Origin of the sequence: Polynucleobacter sp. MWH-HuK1 (genome assembly GCF_018881815.1) — a bacterium.
In the GTDB taxonomy this organism is placed as follows: Bacteria; Pseudomonadota; Gammaproteobacteria; order Burkholderiales; family Burkholderiaceae; genus Polynucleobacter.
Map to the genome: position 1 here is coordinate 1,406,134 of NZ_JACVPP010000001.1, position 21,676 is coordinate 1,427,809.

17 protein-coding genes are annotated in these 21,676 nt (G+C 45.4%); 11 read left to right on the forward strand and 6 right to left on the reverse strand.

All coding sequences use genetic code 11. The features are described from left to right. Window positions 1-16 precede the first annotated feature (16 nt). On the forward strand, window positions 17-679 hold the full coding sequence (locus tag ICE93_RS07245) for a SprT family zinc-dependent metalloprotease (RefSeq protein ID WP_216186933.1): 663 nt from the start codon (window positions 17-19) through the stop codon (window positions 677-679). A 51-nt stretch (window positions 680-730) separates the two neighbouring features. Beyond that, a complete protein-coding gene (locus tag ICE93_RS07250) occupies window positions 731-1,822 on the forward strand; it encodes a tartrate dehydrogenase (RefSeq protein WP_216861310.1) in 1,092 nt (363 codons plus the stop codon). A gap of 8 nt (window positions 1,823-1,830) precedes the next feature. Here ICE93_RS07250 and dnaQ read toward each other — a convergent pair whose 3' ends face one another. The 5 genes from dnaQ to ICE93_RS07275 form a co-directional block, all read right to left on the reverse strand. Next, window positions 1,831-2,541 (reverse strand): DNA polymerase III subunit epsilon, encoded by a 711-nt coding sequence (gene dnaQ, locus ICE93_RS07255; RefSeq protein ID WP_216186934.1) that lies wholly within the window; start codon window positions 2,539-2,541, stop codon window positions 1,831-1,833. Next, entirely contained in the window at window positions 2,541-5,639 is a 3,099-nt protein-coding gene (locus ICE93_RS07260; RefSeq protein ID WP_216186936.1) for an efflux RND transporter permease subunit, read from the reverse strand. Before ICE93_RS07260 ends, dnaQ begins: the two co-directional genes overlap by 1 nt. After that, on the reverse strand, window positions 5,636-6,949 hold the full coding sequence (locus ICE93_RS07265) for an efflux RND transporter periplasmic adaptor subunit (protein ID WP_216186938.1): 1,314 nt from the start codon (window positions 6,947-6,949) through the stop codon (window positions 5,636-5,638). The genes ICE93_RS07260 and ICE93_RS07265 overlap by 4 nt, the downstream gene beginning before the upstream one ends. Before the next feature lie 111 nt (window positions 6,950-7,060). Beyond that, a complete protein-coding gene (gene rnhA, locus ICE93_RS07270) occupies window positions 7,061-7,513 on the reverse strand; it encodes a ribonuclease HI (RefSeq protein WP_216186940.1) in 453 nt (150 codons plus the stop codon). A 9-nt stretch (window positions 7,514-7,522) separates the two neighbouring features. Next, a complete protein-coding gene (locus ICE93_RS07275; protein ID WP_255554535.1) occupies window positions 7,523-8,311 on the reverse strand; it encodes a class I SAM-dependent methyltransferase in 789 nt (262 codons plus the stop codon). A 36-nt stretch (window positions 8,312-8,347) separates the two neighbouring features. Here ICE93_RS07275 and gloB point away from each other — a divergent pair, with 36 nt between their 5' ends. From gloB to ICE93_RS07310, 7 genes are all read left to right on the forward strand, one after another. After that, window positions 8,348-9,157 carry a hydroxyacylglutathione hydrolase gene (gloB, locus tag ICE93_RS07280; protein ID WP_216186944.1) on the forward strand — a complete coding sequence of 270 codons (810 nt, stop codon included), beginning with the start codon at window positions 8,348-8,350 and terminating at the stop codon, window positions 9,155-9,157. Beyond that, a complete protein-coding gene (locus tag ICE93_RS07285) occupies window positions 9,139-10,584 on the forward strand; it encodes a transglycosylase SLT domain-containing protein (protein WP_370624603.1) in 1,446 nt (481 codons plus the stop codon). Before gloB ends, ICE93_RS07285 begins: the two co-directional genes overlap by 19 nt. A 33-nt stretch (window positions 10,585-10,617) precedes the next feature. Next, complete coding sequence (locus tag ICE93_RS07290) at window positions 10,618-12,501, forward strand: propionate--CoA ligase (RefSeq protein ID WP_216186946.1); 1,884 nt, start codon at window positions 10,618-10,620, stop codon at window positions 12,499-12,501. Window positions 12,502-12,746: 245 nt separating this feature from the next. Then, a complete protein-coding gene (gene carA / locus ICE93_RS07295; protein ID WP_216188308.1) occupies window positions 12,747-13,934 on the forward strand; it encodes a glutamine-hydrolyzing carbamoyl-phosphate synthase small subunit in 1,188 nt (395 codons plus the stop codon). Beyond that, a complete protein-coding gene (gene carB, locus ICE93_RS07300; protein ID WP_216186948.1) occupies window positions 13,934-17,197 on the forward strand; it encodes a carbamoyl-phosphate synthase large subunit in 3,264 nt (1,087 codons plus the stop codon). Before carA ends, carB begins: the two co-directional genes overlap by 1 nt. A 56-nt stretch (window positions 17,198-17,253) precedes the next feature. Next, a complete protein-coding gene (greA, locus tag ICE93_RS07305; protein WP_215349963.1) occupies window positions 17,254-17,730 on the forward strand; it encodes a transcription elongation factor GreA in 477 nt (158 codons plus the stop codon). Beyond that, window positions 17,730-18,203, forward strand: a complete 474-nt coding sequence (locus ICE93_RS07310; RefSeq protein WP_216186950.1) for a DUF4149 domain-containing protein — start codon at window positions 17,730-17,732, stop codon at window positions 18,201-18,203. The genes greA and ICE93_RS07310 overlap by 1 nt, the downstream gene beginning before the upstream one ends. 28 nt (window positions 18,204-18,231) lie before the next feature. On the opposite strand, the gene ICE93_RS07315 is transcribed toward ICE93_RS07310, so the two are convergent. Beyond that, window positions 18,232-18,858: a YhbY family RNA-binding protein gene (locus ICE93_RS07315; RefSeq protein ID WP_216186952.1), complete on the reverse strand. Its 627-nt coding sequence runs from the start codon at window positions 18,856-18,858 to the stop codon at window positions 18,232-18,234. A 126-nt stretch (window positions 18,859-18,984) separates the two neighbouring features. Here ICE93_RS07315 and ICE93_RS07320 point away from each other — a divergent pair, with 126 nt between their 5' ends. Beyond that, window positions 18,985-19,659 carry an RlmE family RNA methyltransferase gene (locus ICE93_RS07320; RefSeq protein WP_216186954.1) on the forward strand — a complete coding sequence of 225 codons (675 nt, stop codon included), beginning with the start codon at window positions 18,985-18,987 and terminating at the stop codon, window positions 19,657-19,659. Window positions 19,660-19,795: 136 nt separating this feature from the next. Further along, entirely contained in the window at window positions 19,796-21,673 is a 1,878-nt protein-coding gene (gene ftsH / locus ICE93_RS07325; RefSeq protein WP_216186956.1) for an ATP-dependent zinc metalloprotease FtsH, read from the forward strand. The last annotated feature ends 3 nt before the right edge of the window (window positions 21,674-21,676 follow it).

Consider the following 21,676-nt stretch of genomic DNA (forward strand, 5'->3'; position numbering starts at 1 on the left):
ATAGAAGATCAGTTAGATGAAGCAACATACAGTTCGCGAAGCATGGCTTGAGGATGCTGTAAGGCATTTGGAGCCGGTATTTTCAAAAGCGGGTTATGCAATCCCTCCTGTAAGAGTTTCCTGTGGCTTTCCAGCCTCCAGCAGCCCCAGAACAACACTCGGTCAGTGTTGGCCTCGTGAGCGATCTGGCGGTGGTGTTAATGAGATATTTATCTCCCCTAAATTAGATGAGCCGGTACAGCTTTTAGATACCTTGGTGCATGAGCTTTGCCATGCCGTAGATGACTGTTTTAGTGGTCATGGCGAGGATTTCAAGGGCATTGCTCAGACGGTTGGTCTAGAAGGTCCAGCCCGGATGGCACATGCCACAGAAGAGTTAACGGTAAAGCTGATGATGATTAGCCAGGAGCTGGGGCCATATCCACATCAGGCCATTGTTTTTCCGCCTCCTAGGCCAAGTAATGCTAGTCGGAGCAAAGCTAAATGCAGTCAATGCGGCTATGAGGTTACCTTGCTTAAAAAATGGGCTAGTTATGGCGCACCAATTTGCCCTAAAGACAATATTCGCATGCTAGAAGCAGCTCCAGAGACGATAGAAAACACCACCGATTACGATACCGATTCTGTAGAAAAAGGTAGTAAAAAGGCGCCGGATGAGATCCGCCGTGCCATTAGCTAGAAATTTGTAAAATTCATATTCACCAAAAAAATATAAAGAGACAAGTTACCTATGAACGCAAAGAAAATTTTTAAAAATCCAAAGATTGCTGTTATTCCAGGCGATGGCATTGGTAAAGAAGTTATGCCTGAGGGAGTCCGTGCACTTGAGGCTGCCAATCGCAAATTTAATCTTGGAATGCAGTTTGATCATTTTGACTTTGCAAGCTGTGATTACTATCTCAAGCACGGCAAAATGATGCCGGATGATTGGTTCGATACCTTAATGAAGTACGACGCAATCTTTTTTGGCGCAGTAGGAATGCCTGACGTTCTTCCTGACCACGTTTCGTTGTGGGGTAGCTTGATTCAATTCCGTCGTGGCTTTGATCAATACGTCAATTTACGTCCAGTACGCTTGTTGCCAGGTGTTCCATGCCCATTAGCCAATCGAAAGCCTGGTGATATCGATTTCTTTGTCGTGCGTGAGAATACTGAAGGCGAATACTCCAGTGTTGGTGGAAAAATGTTCCCCGATACTGATCGTGAGATTGTTATTCAGGAATCTGTGTTCACAAGACAAGGTGTAGATCGTATTTTGCAATACGCATTTGATCTGGCACAAAGTCGTCCTAAGAAGCATCTCACTTCAGCCACCAAGTCAAATGGAATTGCCATTACGATGCCTTACTGGGATGAGCGCGTAGAAGCAATGTCGAAGAAGTTTGCGGATGTTAGGACAGACAAATATCACATCGATATTTTGGCTGCACACTTTGTAATGAATCCAGATCGTTTTGATGTAGTTGTCGCAAGCAATTTATTTGGCGACATCCTATCCGACTTGGGTCCTGCTTGTACCGGCACAATTGCCGTAGCACCATCAGGAAGTATTAATCCAGAAGGCAAGTTCCCATCATTATTCGAGCCAGTGCATGGGTCTGCGCCCGACATCTTTGGCAAGATGATTGCCAACCCGATTGGTCAAATTTGGAGCGGGGCAATGATGCTTGATCACCTTGGCTATCCAGAGGCTGGCAAAGCTATATTTACAGCGATCGAAAAAGTATTAGCTTCTGGCCCTGGAAATGCACCTTTGACGCCTGATCTTGGTGGAACAGCAAAGACTGATGATTTGGGCAAGGCGATTGCAGCAGCAATCTAAACAGATGCTTAACTTGAGGTGCTTAAAGGACTCCAAACGGAGTCCTTTTTACTTGCTTTAGCAATTTCAGCAAGAATTTTTTCATGGCTGAGTAGATCATCTTCTGATGCTGAAAGTATTTTTAAGTTGGCGGGCAGGGCTTTGGTATGACCAGAGGAATCTGCACCTACGGTGTAATCAATGAGATCAATAGACAGATCCTCTTGACCCCTTGTCATTGCCACATAGACTTCGGCCAAAAGTTGGGCGTCCAGTAAAGCGCCGTGCAAGGTGCGATGCTTGTTGCTAATAGAGAAGCGCTCACATAAAGCATCCAAGGAGTTGCGTTTGCCTGGGAACATTTGGCGTGCATCGAGCAAAGTATCGGTAACTTTTGAAGCTAGGTTACGGAACGGAGGGCGTTTTAAGAGGGCGAACTCATTATCTAAAAAACCCAAGTCGAAAGCTGCGTTATGAATAACAATTTCAGCGCCATCTACAAACTCAATAAGCTGCTCAACAATATTTGCAAAAATTGGTTTGTCAGATAAAAACTCTCTTGAGAGGCCGTGTACCGCAAAGGCGCCAGCATCAATATCACGCTCTGGATTGATGTAGTAATGAAAAGTTCGATCTGTTAAGCGACGACCAACCATTTCAACACAACCGATTTCAATAATGCGGTCGCCTGTAGCAGGGTTTAAGCCTGTGGTTTCGGTATCGAGAATAACTTGACGCATTAGGTCCCCTCTAGAACTGCAGGTGGAATATCCATCGGACCATTACCTGCATATTTATCCAGATAAAGATAAATTACCGGAGTAATGATGAGTGTTACAAATTGAGAAAATATCAAGCCTCCGGCAACACTGATGCCTAAAGGTTGGCGTAACTCTGCACCAGCACCAAGGCCGAGGGCAATTGGCAGTGCACCCATCAAAGCGGCAATTGTGGTCATCATGATGGGTCTAAAGCGCAAGATACAAGCCTCTCTAATCGCTTTCTCTGGACTCATGCCTTGATTGCGTTGCGCATCCAAGGCAAAGTCGATCATCAAGATCGCATTCTTCTTAACAATACCAATAAGTAGCAAGATTCCAATTGAGGCAACAATGGTTAGCTCAAAACCAAAAATACGCAGGGCTAAGATGGCGCCAATAGCAGCGGAGGGTAGTCCAGCCAAAATGGTGAGCGGGTGTATATAGCTCTCATACAAAACGCCAAGTAGGATATAAATTACACCTAAGGCTGCTAGTAATAAGATTACTTGGCCAGATTGGTTATCTTTAAAGACAGCCGCATCGCCGCCATAGCTGGTAATGATAGAAGGTGGCAGATCAACTTCTTTTACAAATCGATCAATTGCTTTAGTTGCGTCTCCCAAAAAGACATCTGGTGCCAAGTTAAATGAAATCGTTACAGCAGGAATTTGACCTTGATGATTTACGGCAGTTGGACCAACCGTTCTTACAAAGCTAGCCAAGCTAGACAGCGGTATGAGCTTGTCAGTAGCTCTGCCTCGTACATAAACTTTATTCAAGTCTGTTTCAAACTGCCTATCATCCTCTGCTGTTTCAAGAATGACATAGTAGGTATTAACTGGCGTGTAAATGGTGGACACCTGGCGCTCGCCAAATGAAGAGTAGAGGGCAGTCCGTATATCGGCTATGGATACACCAGCGCTCGCTGCTTTTTCACGGTCAATTTCGATTTTGACGTTAAGACCCTTCAGTTGTGAATCGCTAGTCACATCTCTAAAGATCGGATCAGACCGCATCTTTTGCAACAACTTGTCAGCCCATTCATTTACACCCTCAAAGCCAACGCTTTGTAATGTGAATTGGTAACGGCTTTTACTACTTCTTCCGCCTAGTTGTAGATTCTGCACTGGGCTCATGTAAACCTGGATGCCGGGAATTTCTCTGAACTTGGTTCGAAGACCTTCCATTACCTTGCTCATTTTTTGACGCTCATCTTTGGGCTTCAAAATGATGAAGAACCGACCGGTATTGCGTCCTGAGCTTTGTCCGCCACCCAAAATAGAAATAGATGTAGCAACGTTAGGGTCGCTATCAACAATTTTGGCTGCTTGATCTTGCAGGGCAATCATCGTTTTAAAAGAAGTGTCCTCTGAGGCTTCAACCGTAACTCGCAATTGACCGATATCTTCTTCGGGGAAGAAGCCTTTAGGGCTATAGATAAAGAGGGCGACTGTAATGACGCAGCTAGCAATCGCACCCCACAATACCTTTTTGCGATTCACTAGGGCTAAGTCTAAAAAGTGAACGTATGCCTTTAGTGTCCAATCAAAAAGACGATCAAATTTCTTGGTAATTTCATATTCTTTTGGTTTGTGGTCAGGCTTTGGCAAGTAGCGGCTGCAAAGCATTGGCACTATTGTTAATGAAACAACGGCAGAAACCAAAATCGCTAGCGTAACGACCACTGCAAATTCTCTGAACAGGAGGCCAATTGGACCCGCCATAAAGAAGAGCGGAATGAAGACTGCTACCAAAGACAGGGAAATAGAAACGATAGTAAAACCCACCTCCTTACTTCCCTTAAGCGCAGCCTTAAGAGGATCCATGCCTTGTTCAACGTAACGCATGATGTTCTCTAGGACAACAATGGCATCGTCAACCACTAATCCAACAGCTAGCGTAATACCCAATAAAGAGATGTTATCTAGGCTGTAGCCCAAGAAATAGAAGACAAAAAATGCACCAATTAAGGAAATAGGAAGGCTAATTGATGGGATAACAGTTGCTGAAACATGTTTGAGGAACAGGAATATGACCAGAATCACCAATGCAATAGTGAAAAGCAGGGTTATATTAACGTCATGGATAGACTCAATGATTGAGAGTGAGCGATCGTTGATTAGTGTCAGCTGAATAGAATCAGGCATCTGCGCTTTAAGCGATGGCAACAAACGTTTAATAGAATCAACCACTTCAACCGTATTAGCATTTGGTTGCCTATTAATACCAATTGCAATAGATCTTTCACCTTTTGCTGATGCAAAAGTTTTTACGTCTTCGTAGCTTTCTTGTACATCTGCCACATCCTTAAGATAAATTGGATATCCATTGCGCTGCGCAATGATGAGATTGCCAAACTCTTCCGCCTTAACTAATTGAGGATTTGCATAGATGGTAATGAGTTGTCGTGGGCCGTCTAGGGTACCAACAGGGCTATTAGTGTTGGCTTTATTGATGGCAGCAGCCACTTCATCCATTGTTATATTGCGGTTACCTAGGGCATCTGGTTTCACGCTAACGCGAACTGCATATCGCTTGGCGCCATAAACAGAAACCTGAGAAACGCCTGAAATCGTCGATAAATTCGGTGCCATGAGATTCTCGGCATAGGCATTCATTTCCGAGAGACTAATAGATGGCGAGCTCATACGGACGATTAATACAGGTGTATCTGCAGGATTAATTTTCCGGTAAGAAGGCGGTACCGTCATTTCAATAGGTAGGCGCCTTTGAGCGCGCAAGAGAGCTGCTTGAACATCTACAGCCGCCTTATCAATATCACGATCATTATTGAATTCAAGGGTGATGCTGGTTGATCCGAGTGAATTGGTTGAGCTAATGACCTTGATGCCATCGATTGTTGAGAATTCCTTCTCTAGCGGTAAGGCAACTGCGGATGCCATGTTTTCTGGCGCTGCCCCTGGAAGACTGGCAGTGACTGAAATAATTGGGGTATTGAAGCTTGGTAGAGCAGCTACTGGAATTTTGAAATACGCCACGCTTCCAGCAATGACGGTTGCAATAGATAGCAACACCGTCATGACGGGGCGTCTAATACATAGCTCAGAAAGCGTCATTTTTGCTCTGCAGCAGAATTATTGTTTGCGGGAGCATCAGGAGCTGGAACTTTGCCAGCTTTAGCCTCGCGCACTTTGCTGCCTGTACGTAAATTTTGCTTGCCCTCAACAACAATACGGTCACCAGCTTGAATACCCGTAACAACTGAGGTGCCTTGGTATTCATAAGTGACTTTTACTGGCTTGGCAGTCACTTTGTCATCCTTATCAACCACGTAGATAAGGCGTCCTGTTGGGCTAATCACAATAGCTTGCGTTGGAACCGCAATTGCGTCTTTTAATGTGCTGGCATTTAGTGAGATGCGAGCAAATTGTCCGGGCAAGAGCTCCATTTTTTCATTTGGAATCTGTGCCTTAACTCTAACTGCGGCAATCGCTGGATCTACTTGATTATCGATAACCAAAACCTGGCCTTCATAGGCAGTTTTGCCAGAATTGCCAACAGTTACTTTAACTTTCAAGGGCTCATCAGCCTTTTTGTTTTCCAAAATAACAGGAATATCCTTTTCTGGAATTACAAATTGAACATTGATGGGATTCAGCTGGGTAATAGTAACCATTGACCCAGTAGTTGTAGTTGCGGAGGCATTGGTTGAGCTAATTACCGCATTGCTAGCCTGCACAAAGGAGCCTGGAAACACATTAATAATGCCGGCGCGACCGCTAATAGGGGAGCGTATTGAGTCAAATGAGAGCTGCACCTCTGCTGAACGGGCCGCTGCTTGTGCTGACTTTGCATTTGCAAAAGACGTCTCTAATCCTGCCTTGGAAATAAAGTTCTTCGCCACCAACTCCTTTGCGCGCAAATATTGCTTTTGGGCATCATCCGCTAAGGCCTTTAGTTTTTCGTAATTAGCCTTGTCGTTTCGGTCATCTAGACTGAAGAGAAGTTGACCTTCTGTTACATCTTGTCCATCCTTGATGTGAATTTTAGTAACGGTGTTGGTGACCATTGGGCGAATATCAACAATGCTATTGGAGACAATCGTGCCGGTTGCCTCGATGATCAGTGGTATATCCTTTTTCTCAACCACAATACTAGTGATTGTTTGTGGGCCACCAGCCTTCTTGCCTGTTGGGAAAAAATAATCATATGTTTTTGAACCCGCATACAGCAGTATCAAAACAATCAAAATGCGCCACTTGAAACGTTTGATGAACGCCTTGATAGATGTGTAATTTATGCCTTTAAGCTTATCAAACTGAGGAAAATATTTATTCCAAAGCGCACATAAACGTGACTTGCCCGCATCCTTTAGTTGCACGAGCTTGCCTAACAACTTATCAATAGAGGATTCGATTTTTGACACAGACTTCGTTTTTCTTGGTTTTTTAGGGTTTATACGCTGTTTCTGGGGGCTTTAAAGCAGCTTCATTCTCTCATAAGACGCCCTAAAAGGTGCTTGCCGAACGGCATTGGCCTAGGGTAGAAATTCTTCAACTCCTTTATTGGCTAATTGGTCTGCCAGCTCATTCCCAGGGTGGCCGTTGTGACCTCTTACCCAGTGCCAGGAGATGTCATGGCGTGGGAGCAGGGTGTCTAACTCTTGCCAAAGATCCGCGTTTTTAACAGGATCCTTGCTGGCTGTTTTCCAACCGCGTCTTTTCCATCCCTCCAGCCATTCAGTAACTCCCTTTTGGACATATTGAGAATCAGTCCATAGTTCGACTGTACTGTGTTGCTTTAATGCTTTAAGGGCAAAAATGACCGCACAAATCTCCATACGGTTATTAGTAGTGAGTTTTTCACCCCCATGGATATGTTTTTCGTGACCACCTGATCGCAAAACGGCGCCCCAGCCACCAGGTCCGGGGTTCCCTTTGCAGGCTCCATCTGTATAAATCACGATATGAGGGGGTTTGGTATGCGGCATTGCAATAATTTACTGGGTATTGTTGCTCTTGAGGTCTTTTTGCAGATTACTTCGCTCTGCAGCGGGGCTTAGTTGCTTAATTGCCGGAATTCGGGCTAGAGATGCTGGGCCTATCAGGCGCATTCCTTGTTGGCGCTTGATTGCTGAAACCAGGAAAACTGCACCAAATATTGGCCACCAACGATTCCCCATTTTTTCAAGAAAATTCATCTGGCCCATAACAGCCTCGCCTTGTAGGGGAAATTTGTAGCACCCAAAGTGGCCGCGATCGAGAGAGAAGTTGAGAAGCTCAAGCCAATCTTTAATGCGAATGAGGCTGATGAATTGTCCATCTCTTGGAAGATAAGGTGTGCCAATTAATCTACTGAGATATTGTCGAGCACCCCACAGGCTAGCTGGATTGAAGCCGGAGATGATTAGGCGTCCCTCGGGTCGTAGCACTCGATCGACTTCTCGAAGTATCTGATGCGGGTCAGATGCAAACTCCAAAACATGAGGCAGAACTATTAAATCAAGACTCTCGCTAGCAAAAGGGAGTTCAGTAGAGTTAGCTTCAATTAAATGCCACTTAAAGCGGCCTGCATGGATGCGGTTATCGTTTGAATGAATTAGGAGCGCCTGAAGGGGCATCCGATTCTCGCTAAGTGTGTTGATTTGTGGCAAGCCAATTTGGACAGCATGAAAGCCAAAGACATCAGCAACGATTTGATCATAGCAATGCTGCTCCCAATTAAGCACGTAGCGCCCTGGCGGGGATTGGAGCCACTTTTCCCAAGAGCTCCAAGGGGGTGCGGGCATCTGAGAGGGGATGGGAGGGGTTGGTATCATGAGTACATGGATAAGAATACTTTATTGCGGGTCTGGCCCATTCCGGCCTTTGATGATAACTATATATGGTGTATTCACGATGGCATCAATGCATTAGTCGTTGATCCGGGAGATGCTAAGCCCACCCTTGATTATCTGAAGGCAAACAAATTGACTCTCAAGGGAATCTTGATCACGCATCACCATGCGGACCATACGGGAGGAATCCTGTCCTTATTGGAAAAGTTAGGTGCCAATATTCCTGTCTACGGACCAGCGGGAGACAACATTCCTGGTCGAACAGTTGCAGCAATGCAAGACGACAAAATTGAAATTGCTACACCACGAATTAGCTTAAAAGTATTTGAAGTTCCTGGCCACACCCTCAGCCATATTGCCTATTTTGCGAATATGCAGGCGAACGTTGTGGAGCCTATGTTGTTCTGTGGGGACACTCTATTTGCCTCTGGTTGCGGTAGATTGTTTGAAGGTACGCCAACGCAAATGACAGAATCTTTAGCTAAGTTCGCTGCGCTTCCAAAAAATACTTTGGTTTTCTGTACGCACGAATATACGTTATCCAATATTCGCTTCGCATTGACTGTTGAACCCAATAACCACAATTTAGTGGCATGGGCAGAGCAGGCGAAATCTTTGCGGGAACAGGGGTTGCCAACACTTCCCACTACGATCGGTCAAGAGTTGCAAGTCAATCCCTTTATGCGATGCGATCAACCTGAAGTCATTGCAATAGCAAAAGAGGTTTCAGGTCAGACGGATTTGCCAAGACCTGCACACGTCTTGGCTGCCATCCGCGCGTGGAAAGATCGATTCTGATGCGCATGCTCTATACAGCAGTATTAATTGTTGCTTTTTTAAGTGGCTGTGCTGGCACCGGTGATTGGTCATCCGATACCCCAACAAAGGCCAATCCAAAATCGTCTAAAGCTACACGCGTAAACCTAGCAAACCAATCGGTCAGCAAAATATACGCTCCCTCAGATAACTTATGGATACGCATCCGTGATGGCTTCCAAATGGAGCCGATGAATACACCATTAGAAATTGAGCAAGTTCGCTGGCTTGCTGCTAGACCTGATTACGTTAATCGTTCAATGGCACGGTCTTCGCGCTATTTGTTTTACATCGTTCAAGAAGTCAATGCTAGAAATATGCCAACTGAGATTGCGCTACTCCCATTTGTTGAGAGCGCATTTGTTACCCATGCTAAGTCAAGCGCAAAAGCAGTTGGCTTATGGCAATTTATGCCAGCCACCGGTAAAGATTTTCGCTTAACGCAAAACGTATTTAGGGATGAACGAAGAGACGTTGTCCAATCAACCGATGCAGCATTGGATTACTTGCAACGTTTGAATAATCAATTTGGCAGCTGGGAGCTTGCATTGGCAGCATATAACTGGGGCGCAGGGAATATTGCTAAAGCTCAGAAGCGTAATGCTGCAGCTGGGTTGCCGACTGATTATGAGAGTCTCACCTTGCCTCGTGAGACCCGAAATTACGTTCCTAAGTTAATGGCGTATCGTCAAATTGTCTTGGATCCACAAGCGTATGGCATTGTTTTGCCTGAACTTGAAAACCACCCATACTTTGTTGCGGTGGATGTTGGGAGTGATATTGACGTAGCGCTTGTAATTAAGTTGGCTGAAATCCCTTCAGATGAATTTCATAGTCTAAATCCCTCATTTAATAAGCCAGTGATCCTAAGTAATGCGAATCAGCAAATCCTCTTGCCGTTTGCTCATGCCGAAATCTTTCAGGCTAATTTAAAGCAATACGATAAACCCCTTTCTTCGTGGACGGCTGTACAGGTTTCTAAAACTGAAAGCGTAGATCAAGCGGCAAAAACTTTAGGTGTAGATGTGGATACGCTAAGGGAAGTGAATGGAATCCCGCGCGGCATGCGAATTCGCTCAGGATCTACTGTATTGATTCCTAAAACCAATCGCCGTCCTGGTGATGTATCAAGTGCCATGGCAGAAAACGCCAGCTTGAACTTGGAGAAGCCTGTACCTAAGTGCCCAAAACCAGCAAATACTGGGAAGGGTGGCAAGACGGCAAAGTGCGCCCCAGCTACAACAAGCAAAACAACAGGAAAAACCGCTTCTAAGGGTAATTCTTCAGGAAAAAATTCTGCATCTCAGCATAAATCCGCATCGACAGGACTTGCAAAATCTGCGAAAAATGGTAGTTCAGTCGCCTCCAGCAGCAATAACGGTAGCAAGGGGGCGAGTAAAAGCCAGTAATTACAGTAACTTTTTAAAGAAATCAGGTTGACCATGTCCTATAAAGCACACCACGAACGCTCAATTAAAGACCCAGACGGATTTTGGGGGGAGCAAGCGCAGTTAATTTACTGGGAAAAACCATTCGATAAGGTTCTGAACTACAACAACCCGCCATTTGCAAAATGGTTTGAGGGTGGACTTACAAATCTTTGCTACAACGCAGTAGATCGCCATCTCAAAGATCGCCCAGATCAAATCGCTTTAGTTGCCGTTTCAACAGAAACCAATCAAGAAAAAACTTACACATTTAAAGAGTTGTACGAAGAAGTTAATCGTATGGCTGCAATATACAAAGCAAACGGCATTCAAAAGGGCGATCGTGTTTTAATTTATATGCCGATGATTGCTGAAGCTTGTTTTGCAATGTTGGCTTGCGCTCGTATTGGTGCAATTCACTCTGTTGTATTTGGTGGCTTCGCATCACACAGTCTTGCTTCTCGTATTGATGATGCAAAGCCAAAACTCATCGTTACAGCAGAAGCTGGTGCGCGTGGTGGCAAGGCTGTTCCATACAAGCCTTTGTTGGATGAGGCAATTACTTTGGCGGAATACAAGCCAGAAAAAGTATTGATTGTGAACCGCGGCTTAACCGAGTTCACAACTGTTGCTGGACGTGATTTGGATTATGTAACTGAACGTCAGAAGCATCTCAATGATGTGGTTCAGGTTGAGTGGGTTGATGCTACCCATCCATCATATATTTTGTACACATCCGGTACGACAGGTAAACCAAAAGGCGTACAACGTGATACCGGTGGTTATGCTGTTGCCCTCGCTGCATCGATGAAGCACATATTCACTGGCAATCCAGGCGAGACCATGTTCTGTACATCAGATATTGGCTGGGTGGTAGGTCATAGCTACATCATTTATGCGCCATTACTCTCTGGTATGGCCACAATCATGTATGAAGGCACACCTTTACGTCCAGATGCTGGCATCTGGTGGGAGCTGGTTGATAAATACAAAGTTTCTGTTATGTTCTCTGCGCCAACCGCAGTTCGTGTTTTAAAGAAACAAGATCCGGCATTCTTGACCAAGCATGACCTTTCTAAATTGCGTGCCTTGTTCTTGGCAGGCGAGCCATTGGATGAGCCAACTGCAAGTTGGATTCATGGCGCTATCAATAAGCCGATTGTGGATAACTACTGGCAAACAGAAACTGGTTGGCCAATGCTGGCAATCCAACGTGGCGTTGAAGTGATGCCGCATAAATTTGGCTCACCAGGCGTGCCATCTTTTGGTTACAACATGAAGTTACTTGATGACGCTACATCTGAAGAGTTGGGACCAGATCAAAAAGGGGTTATCGCTATCGAGGGACCGTTGCCTCCAGGCTGCATGCAAACTGTTTGGGGTGATGACAAGCGATTTATCAGCACCTACTGGGAAACCATCCCAGGCAAGTTGATTTATTCCACCTTTGACTGGGGTATTAAAGACAAGGATGGTTACTTCTTTATTCTTGGTCGAACAGATGACGTGATTAACGTTGCAGGGCATCGTTTAGGTACCCGCGAAATTGAAGAGAGCATTTCTAGTCATCCGAATATTTCAGAGGTAGCTGTAGTAGGCATTGAAGACAAGCTTAAGGGTCAGGCTGCTATTGCATTCGTGATTCCTAAGGACGCCTCAAATACCGCCACCTTAGAAGCGGAATGCATGAAAACTGTAGACACAACGCTTGGCGCTATTGCGCGTCCAGGTCGTGTGTATATTGTCACGGCGCTACCAAAAACGCGTTCAGGCAAGATTGTGCGTCGCGCTCTCCAGGCTGTTGCAGAGGGTCGTGATCCTGGTGATATCAGCACCATGGATGATCAAACAGTTTTAGCTCAAATTAAGGCCATTATTGAGCAAAGCGCGAAGGCTTAAAAATTCTTAAATTTCGCTAAAAAGCTCCGCCAGCCATCAAGCTGGAGGGGCTTTTTCTTTTGGAAGTCCCATTTGACTGGATATTCAAGGGTTTACGAGCAGAAATGGTATCATTGCAAGGTTCGAAACTAATTAAATACCCTAGCGCTTAAAGACACTCACCTCCCGCAAAAACATCCTCGGGTTGGTCTTTTTGAGGGTTTTGAGCGTCGGATGGAGCAGGGACTGGAGATGGTTTGTCACCCTTGCTTCCTTCTTTTCCCCCGGCCGTGTTGGCTTTAGCTGACGGCACTTTATTTCCCGGATTTAGTATTGGCGCCCCCGGCGAAACTACCGGCGAAGTTGTCTTCAATACAGCATTGACTGGTTATCAAGAGATCATTACTGATCCTAGCTACTCGCGTCAAATTGTCACGCTGACCTATCCGCACATTGGTAACGTCGGTGTAAATGCTCAGGATGCCGAATCCGATCAAATACATTCAGCGGGATTAGTTATTAAAGATCTACCAAAACGCGTATCGAACTTCCGCTCAGAAGACTCTTTGGATAGCTACCTTACTAAAGCCGGTGTTTTAGGGATTGCTGGAATCGATACACGCAAGCTCACCAGAATTTTGCGCGATAAGGGTGCCCAATCAGGTGCAATTGTTGCGGGCAAGGTGAGCGATGATTATGAGACTTTAGGCAAGAAAGCTCTTGAGCTGGCTAAGGCTTTCCCAGGCATGTCGGGATTGGACCTTGCTAAAGTAGTTACAACTAATAAGTCTTATGAGTGGCGTGAAGCTGAATGGGATTTGCATGGTCCCAATGGCAAGCCTGCATACAGAAACTTAGATACAGGCAAACCAATTAAGAAGGTTGTTGCTTATGACTTTGGTGTAAAGCGCAATATTCTCCGCATGCTTTCTGAGCGTGGCTGCCAATTGACGGTTGTACCTGCGCAAACCAGTGCAGCCGAAGTGTTAGCAATGAACCCTGACGGCGTATTCTTTTCGAATGGCCCTGGAGATCCTGGTCCGTGTGATTATGCTATCGCTGCTGCAAAAGAAATCATCGAAAAAGGTGTTCCAACTTTTGGCATTTGCTTAGGCCATCAAATTATGGGTCTTGCTGCTGGTGCAAAAACTTTGAAGATGAAGTTTGGTCACCATGGCGCAAACCACCCCGTTAAAGATTTAGACACTGGTCGTGTAGCTATTACTTCCCAGAATCATGGTTTTGCTGTCGATGCCAATACATTGCCAGACAATATTCGCGTAACCCATGTTTCTTTGTTCGATGGTTCCTTGCAAGGTTTGGCTTGGAAAGATAAGCCGGCCCTGTGTTTCCAGGGACATCCTGAGGCTTCGCCTGGACCTCATGACATTGCCTATTTATTTGATCGTTTTGTGGAGCTCATGAATGCTGCCAGCAAGAAGGAGGGCAAATAATGCCTAAGCGTAGCGACATTAAGAGCATTTTGATTATTGGTGCAGGACCGATTGTGATTGGTCAGGCTTGTGAATTTGACTATTCTGGCGCGCAAGCATGTAAAGCGCTTCGTGACGAAGGTTACAAAGTCATACTGGTAAACAGCAATCCCGCAACCATCATGACCGATCCTGAGATGGCTGATGTAACTTACATTGAGCCAATTACCTGGGAAGTTGTGGAGCGCATTATTGCCACCGAAAAACCAGATGCGATATTGCCAACGATGGGTGGTCAAACAGCGCTAAACTGCGCATTAGATCTGCATCGTCACGGTGTTTTGGAGAAATACGGATGCGAGCTTATTGGCGCTTCTCCTGAGGCGATTGACAAAGCAGAAGATCGCCAGAAGTTTAAAGAGGCTATGACTAAGATTGGTCTAGGCTCTGCGAAGTCAGGTATTGCGCACTCGATGGATGAGGCACACGAAGTGCAACAGCGGATTCAACAGGAAACTGGCAGCTCTGGATTCCCGGTTGTTATTCGCCCATCATTCACCATGGGTGGATCTGGCGGCGGTATTGCTTATAACCGCGAAGAATTTGAAGAGATTTGCAAACGCGGTCTCGATTTATCTCCAACCCGCGAACTTCTAATTGAAGAATCTTTGCTTGGTTGGAAAGAGTTTGAAATGGAAGTGGTTCGTGATCGCAATGACAACTGCATCATTGTCTGTTCGATTGAAAACTTAGATCCGATGGGAGTACACACTGGAGATTCCATTACTGTTGCTCCTGCGCAGACTTTGACTGATAAAGAATATCAAATCATGCGTAACGCATCGATTGCAGTTTTGCGAGAAATCGGCGTGGACACTGGCGGATCAAACGTTCAATTTTCGATCAACCCAGTTGATGGTCGCATGATCGTCATCGAAATGAATCCAAGGGTTTCGCGTTCATCTGCATTGGCCTCCAAGGCAACTGGCTTCCCAATTGCAAAGATAGCTGCCAAATTAGCGGTTGGATATACGTTAGATGAGCTTAAGAATGACATTACTGGTGGAGCTACACCAGCATCTTTCGAGCCATCAATTGACTATGTAGTAACAAAGATTCCACGCTTTGCGTTTGAGAAGTTCCCTCAAGCTGACTCACGATTAACCACCCAAATGAAATCTGTTGGCGAAGTGATGGCTATTGGCCGCACTTTCCAGGAGTCTTTTCAAAAGGCGCTGCGCGGTTTAGAAGTTGGTGTTGATGGTCTTGATGAAGTTTCTACGGATCTCGATGACATTATTAATGAAATAAATGAGCCAGGCCCGGACCGTATTTGGTATTTGGCTGATGCATTCCGTATGGGTATGGGTCTGGATGAGATTTATGCCGAAACCAAAGTTGACCCATGGTTCCTAGAGCAAATTGAAGAGCTCATTACGATTGAAGCTGAGTTAAAGCAACGTAAAATTGATAGTCTTACTGCACCAGAGTTACGTTTTGTGAAACAGAAGGGTTTCTCTGATCGACGTTTAGCAAAGTTGCTTAGTATTGATGCTGCCTCTGTTCGAGCCGCACGTCACCGTTTAAAGGTGGTTCCAGTCTATAAACGTGTGGATACCTGCGCTGCTGAGTTCTCAACAAATACCGCGTATTTATATTCAACATATGAAGCGGAGCACGGTGAGTGCGAGTCCAGCCCAACCAATAAAGACAAAATTATGGTTTTGGGCGGTGGACCTAACAGAATCGGACAAGGCATTGAGTTTGATTATTGCTGTGTTCACGCGGCCTTAGCAATGCGCGATGATGGTTATGAAACCATTATGGTCAACTGCAATCCTGAAACAGTTTCAACTGATTACGATACGTCTGATCGTTTGTACTTTGAACCATTAACTCTTGAAGATGTTTTGGAGATCGTAGCCAAGGAAAAGCCAAAAGGCGTGATTGTGCAGTATGGTGGACAAACTCCTTTGAAGCTTGCATTGGATCTAGAGCGAAATGGCGTTCCGATTATCGGAACATCGCCTGACATGATTGATGCTGCAGAAGATCGTGAACGCTTCCAAAAATTATTGCAAGATTTGGGTTTGCGTCAACCACCAAATCGCACTGCGCGCACCGAAGAAGAGGCTCTCAAGTTAGCCGAAGAAATTGGCTATCCATTAGTTGTTCGCCCTTCCTATGTTTTGGGTGGTCGAGCCATGGAGATCGTTCATGATGGTCGTGATCTAGAGCGCTACATGCGTGAAGCTGTCAAAGTCTCACATGATTCTCCTGTTTTGCTAGATCGCTTCTTAAATGATGCGATTGAGTGTGATGTTGACTGTATTAGTGATGGCGAAAAAGTATTTATAGGTGGCGTTATGGAGCATATTGAACAAGCCGGCGTTCACTCTGGTGACTCAGCCTGTTCCTTGCCGCCTTACTCTCTATCCGATAAAACGGTGGAAGAAATTAAGCGTCAGACTGCAGCTATGGCCAAGGGATTGAATGTTGTTGGTCTAATGAACGTTCAATTTGCCATACAGAATGTCGATGGCAATGATGTTATTTATGTTCTTGAGGTAAATCCTCGCGCCTCCCGCACAGTTCCTTTTGTTTCCAAAGCCACTGGTTTGCAACTAGCTAAGATTGCTGCTCGTTGTATGGTTGGCCAAACATTTGCTCAACAAGGCATTACCGCTGAAGTGAAGCCCCCATACTTTTCTGTAAAAGAAGCGGTATTTCCATTTAATAAGTTCCCTGGAATCGATCCAATCCTTGGGCCAGAAATGCGTTCAACTGGTGAAGTGATGGGTGTCGGCAAAACCTTTGGTGAGGCTTTGTTCAAGTCGCAATTGGGTGCCGGAATTAAACTTCCTAAGAGCGGAACGGTTCTTTTGACTGTTAAGGATAGTGATAAACCGAAGGCGATCGAAGTTGCCAAGTTATTGCATCAGCTTGGTTTTCCAATGGTTGCCACTAAGGGTACTGCTGCAGCAATAGAAGCGGCTGGTTTGCCTGTAAGGGTAGTCAATAAGGTCAAGGATGGACGTCCTCACATTGTTGATTTCATCAAGAATGGTGAAATTTCCTTGGTATTTACCACTGTGGATGAAACCCGTACCGCGATTGCTGACTCTAGATCCATTCGAACTAGCGCTCAGGCCAATGGCGTGACCTACTACACAACAATTAGTGCGGCACGTGCAGTAATGGATGGTTTATTGGCATCTCAAAATGGCAGGCTGGAGTCACTCGAGGTCTATTCATTGCAAAACTTACATCAGACGCTTATTTAATCTAAAATCAACTTTTAGGCGTAATTTCGCGCAAGATTTTAAGTTAGGTAAGCAGCATGAGCACAATTCCAATCACTAAACGCGGCGCAGAACTTCTTAAGGAAGAGCTGCACCGCTTAAAGCATGTAGAGCGTCCTGCAGTCATCATTGCTATTTCTGAGGCTCGAGCTCAAGGCGATCTCTCTGAGAATGCGGAATATGATGCTGCCAAAGAAAAGCAGGGTTTTATCGAAGGACGCATCCAAGAATTAGAGGGCAAGTTATCTGCAGCCCAAATTATTGATCCTGCCTCTCTTGACGTTACTGGCCGTGTGGTTTTTGGAGCAACCGTTGATCTCGAAGATCTTGAAGATGGCACTAAGTTGACCTATCAAATTGTCGGTGACGATGAAGCAGACATTGCTTTAAATAAGATTTCGATTAGTTCACCCATTGCCCGCGCATTAATTAGCAAGGAAGAGGGCGACGTAGTTGCAGTTCAAGCTCCGGGCGGTAACCGCGAAGTTGAAATATTGGCTGTTCGCTACGTTTAATGTTTCCATCAATTGCCCAGAGAATTTTTAACCTGCTTTCGGGTCTCTGGGTTGGCAGCTTATTAACCATTGGATTTCTGGTTGTGCCGACACTCTTTTCAAGTTTAGGAGATCGTCAGGTCGCTGGATTGGTTGCGGCAACCTTATTCAAGTCAATCGCATACATAAGTGTCCTTACAAGTATTGTTCTAATGTCTCTAGCCAATTACTTTGTACGCTTAGGTAAGTCCCAATTTCGATTAGATCGTTGGTTATTGTTGGGGATGCTGGCATGCGCAATTGGCGCGGCTTTTATTATCATCCCTTGGATGAATTCTTTGCGTGACCAAGCTTTGTATTTGGGCTTGTCTGTACGCGAATCTACTCACGCCGTTCTTTTTGGTCGCTTGCATGGCGTCTCTAGCGCCATCTATATGCTCCAAGCCTTGCTAGGCATCGCCTTAATATGGCGCACAACAAAAAACGCCGACTAGCGGCGTTTTCAATCAATCAAAAGAAGTCTTACGAGCCCAAAGATTTTTTCTTTGTACTGCTCATGCGGACTTTACGTTTCTTAATTGGCGCTGGTGCTACAGCGGCTTTTCTATAGCCTGGTGAAGACCAGCCAATTTTGGATTCTGCGGCTTCGGAGCGCAAGACTCTTTTCTTAGGAGTGGCAGACTTTACAGCGGCAGCGCGTTCAAATGGTGATTTGTTAGATGCAGAACGGCGATCCGATCTTTCGGAGGTGCTAGTACGCACACCAGCTTTGGTCGCAGTACGGTTTGGCTGACGTTTAGTGCGGGGAGTTTGCAAAGTTTTCTTAGTCTGTTTGCTGGATCGGCCTAAACTACTGAATGCTTCATCAATAGCGTCTTTTGGTTTCCATAGAACCAATAATTTGCCGATATGCTGAACTGGGGCGGCATCCAATTTATCGCAAAGCTCTTCATATATTGCAGCACGCACCTCACGGTCATCACCAAAAACACGAACCTTAATCAAACCATGGTGATTGATGGCTAATTTTGCCTCTTTGATTACAGCGGGAGTCAAACCATCGCCGCCTACCATCACCACAGGACTTAAATCGTGTGCGTCAGCTTTGAGGGATTTACGTTGTGCGGGGGTAAGGATCAATGCAGTCATGAGCTTGATGATAGAGCATTCACCAGCAAAATCAGTCGAATGGGCCTAATTTAGCGCTATTTTTTTAGATTCTTTTTGCTTTAGCCGGAAGAAACTAGGAAAATAGAGGGCGAAAGTGGATAAGTTGTGGCAAAGAATAAATTTAATAAAAGTTGGTTGCAGGATCATTTAACTGATCCCTATGTAAAGATGGCTCAAAAAGAGGGCTATCGCGCTAGAGCGGTATACAAGCTCAGCGAAATTGACGAGCAAGATCATCTCATCAAAGCAGGCATGACCATTGTCGACCTAGGTAGCGCCCCTGGGAGCTGGTCTCAGTACGCCCGCAATCGCCTAACTGAGCTTGGCAAAAGCAATCCGAAAATTGAGTCTGGCAAACCGGATGGTCAAATTATTGCGATTGATATTTTGCCCATGGAAGACATTGCGGATGTGAACTTTATTCAGGGCGACTTTCGCGAGGACGAGGGGCTTGCTGCACTTGAGGCCTTATTACCCAGGGATGCCGAGGGAAAAGTGGATTTAGTCCTTTCGGATATGGCGCCCAATTTATCTGGTGTTGGTGTTGCTGATGCCGCCAGAATGGCCTTTTTGGCTGAAATTGCCTTGGATTTTGCTGTGGCACATCTCAAGCCTGAGGGCGCCTTGTTAATCAAGTGCTTTAACGGTAGTGGCTATAGCCAGATTGTTGAATCCTTTAAAAAGGTCTTTAAAACCGTAGCCTCCCGCAAGCCTAAGGCATCAAGAGCCCGATCTTCAGAGATATTTCTCCTGGGAAGAAACCTTAAACCACCCAAATAACCGCCAAAAACCCCGAATTTGTAGGGGGTTTATTAAATAAATATGCTATTAGCTCTTGAAAAAGGGTGGTAGTAGAATCAAATACTTAGAAAGCGATTTGCTTTAACTACTGGATCAACCCAGAAAAGGACTCATTTTGAACAGCAATATGTTTCAAAAAATCGGTGTGTGGCTCATTGTGGGCTTAGTGCTTTTTACTGTTTTCAAGCAGTTTGATAAGCCTAAGGACCAGAATCAAGTTACGTATTCCCAATTCATGGATGACGCCAAAGCAGGAAAAGTAAAGCGCGTTGATGTGCAAGGCCGCACATTACAAGTGACCCCTTCTGACGGCGCTAAATATTCCATCATCTCTCCAGGCGACATCTGGATGGTAGGTGATCTCATGAAGTATGGAGTTCAAGTGACTGGTAAAGCAGATGATGAGCCAAATATGTTGGTTTCTGCCTTGTACTATCTTGGACCAACCCTCTTAATTATTGGTTTCTGGTTTTTCATGATGCGCCAAATGCAGGGTGGCGGAAAAGGTGGCGCATTCTCCTTTGGTAAATCAAAAGCGCGCTTGATTGATGAGAACAGCAATACAGTAACTTTTGCAGATGTTGCTGGTTGTGACGAAGCTAAAGAGGAAGTCTTTGAGTTGGTGGACTTCTTAAAAGATCCACAGAAGTTCCAAAAACTAGGTGGTCGCATTCCTCATGGTGTGTTGCTTGTTGGCCCTCCAGGTACCGGTAAGACCCTTTTGGCGCGTGCCATTGCTGGCGAAGCAAAAGTTCCGTTCTTTTCGATTTCTGGATCTGATTTCGTTGAAATGTTTGTTGGTGTTGGAGCATCACGTGTGCGCGACATGTTTGAAAATGCCAAGAAGAATTCTCCTTGCATCATCTTTATTGATGAGATTGATGCAGTAGGTCGTCATCGCGGCGCTGGTATGGGTGGCGGCAATGATGAGCGTGAACAGACATTGAATCAAATGCTGGTTGAGATGGATGGTTTTGAGAGCAACAGCGGAGTGATCGTTGTTGCTGCAACTAACCGCTCTGATGTATTGGATAAAGCACTACTCCGTCCTGGTCGTTTTGATCGCCAAGTTCATGTTGGCTTACCTGACATTCGTGGGCGCGAGCAGATCTTGCAAGTGCATATGCGCAAGGTTCCTATCGATCCAGATGTCAATGCTGCTGTTTTAGCGCGCGGAACACCTGGTTTCTCTGGTGCTGACTTAGCAAACTTAGTCAATGAAGCTGCATTGTTTGCTGCACGCCGCAATAAGCGTTCGGTCGATATGAAAGACTTTGAGGATGCTAAAGATAAGATCTATATGGGTCCTGAGCGTAAATCTGCTGTCATGCGTGAAGAAGAGCGTCGCAATACGGCATATCACGAGTCTGGCCATGCTGTAGTAGCCAAAGTATTGCCTAAAGCCGATCCCGTACACAAGGTCACCATCATGCCTCGTGGCATGGCATTGGGCGTTACTTGGCAGCTGCCTGAATTTGATCGTGTGAACCTTTACAAAGATCGCATGTTGGAAGAGTTGGCCATTCTGTTTGGTGGACGTGCTGCTGAAGAAGTTTTCTTGCACTCCATGAGTACAGGAGCTTCAAACGACTTTGAACGTGCTACCAAGATGGCTCGCGATATGGTTACTCGTTACGGTATGAGCGATAGCTTAGGTACGATGGTTTATGTTGACACTGAATCTGAAAGTATTTTTGGTCGCAACAGCACCAAAACCGTCTCTGAATTGACGCAACAAAAAGTGGATGCGGAAATTCGTACGCTGATTGATAGTCAATATGCTTTGGCTAGATCGATCTTGGAACAAAATCGTGACAAGGTTGAGGCTATGGTTGCTGCATTGCTTGAGTGGGAAACACTTGATGCAGAGCAGATCAATGACATTATGGAAGGTCGCCCACCACGCTCGCCTAAGCCTCCGCCAGCAACCCAGTTTGGTAATTCCGCTGGCACGCCTGGACCTGCTACCGGTAGTGCGCCGGCAACAGCATAAATA

Bases quoted from the DNA above. Each gene is read 5' to 3' on its own strand.
- ICE93_RS07245 (WP_216186933.1), top strand. From the start codon at position 17: ATGAAGCAACATACAGTTCGCGAAGCATGGCTTGAGGATGCTGTAAGG.
- ICE93_RS07250 (WP_216861310.1), top strand. From the start codon at position 731: ATGAACGCAAAGAAAATTTTTAAAAATCCAAAGATTGCTGTTATTCCA.
- dnaQ (WP_216186934.1), bottom strand. From the start codon at position 2,541: ATGCGTCAAGTTATTCTCGATACCGAAACCACAGGCTTAAACCCTGCT.
- ICE93_RS07260 (WP_216186936.1), bottom strand. From the start codon at position 5,639: ATGACGCTTTCTGAGCTATGTATTAGACGCCCCGTCATGACGGTGTTG.
- rnhA (WP_216186940.1), bottom strand. From the start codon at position 7,513: ATGCCGCATACCAAACCCCCTCATATCGTGATTTATACAGATGGAGCC.
- ICE93_RS07275 (WP_255554535.1), bottom strand. From the start codon at position 8,311: ATGCCCGCACCCCCTTGGAGCTCTTGGGAAAAGTGGCTCCAATCCCCG.
- gloB (WP_216186944.1), top strand. From the start codon at position 8,348: ATGGATAAGAATACTTTATTGCGGGTCTGGCCCATTCCGGCCTTTGAT.
- ICE93_RS07290 (WP_216186946.1), top strand. From the start codon at position 10,618: ATGTCCTATAAAGCACACCACGAACGCTCAATTAAAGACCCAGACGGA.
- carB (WP_216186948.1), top strand. From the start codon at position 13,934: ATGCCTAAGCGTAGCGACATTAAGAGCATTTTGATTATTGGTGCAGGA.
- greA (WP_215349963.1), top strand. From the start codon at position 17,254: ATGAGCACAATTCCAATCACTAAACGCGGCGCAGAACTTCTTAAGGAA.
- ICE93_RS07310 (WP_216186950.1), top strand. From the start codon at position 17,730: ATGTTTCCATCAATTGCCCAGAGAATTTTTAACCTGCTTTCGGGTCTC.
- ICE93_RS07315 (WP_216186952.1), bottom strand. From the start codon at position 18,858: ATGACTGCATTGATCCTTACCCCCGCACAACGTAAATCCCTCAAAGCT.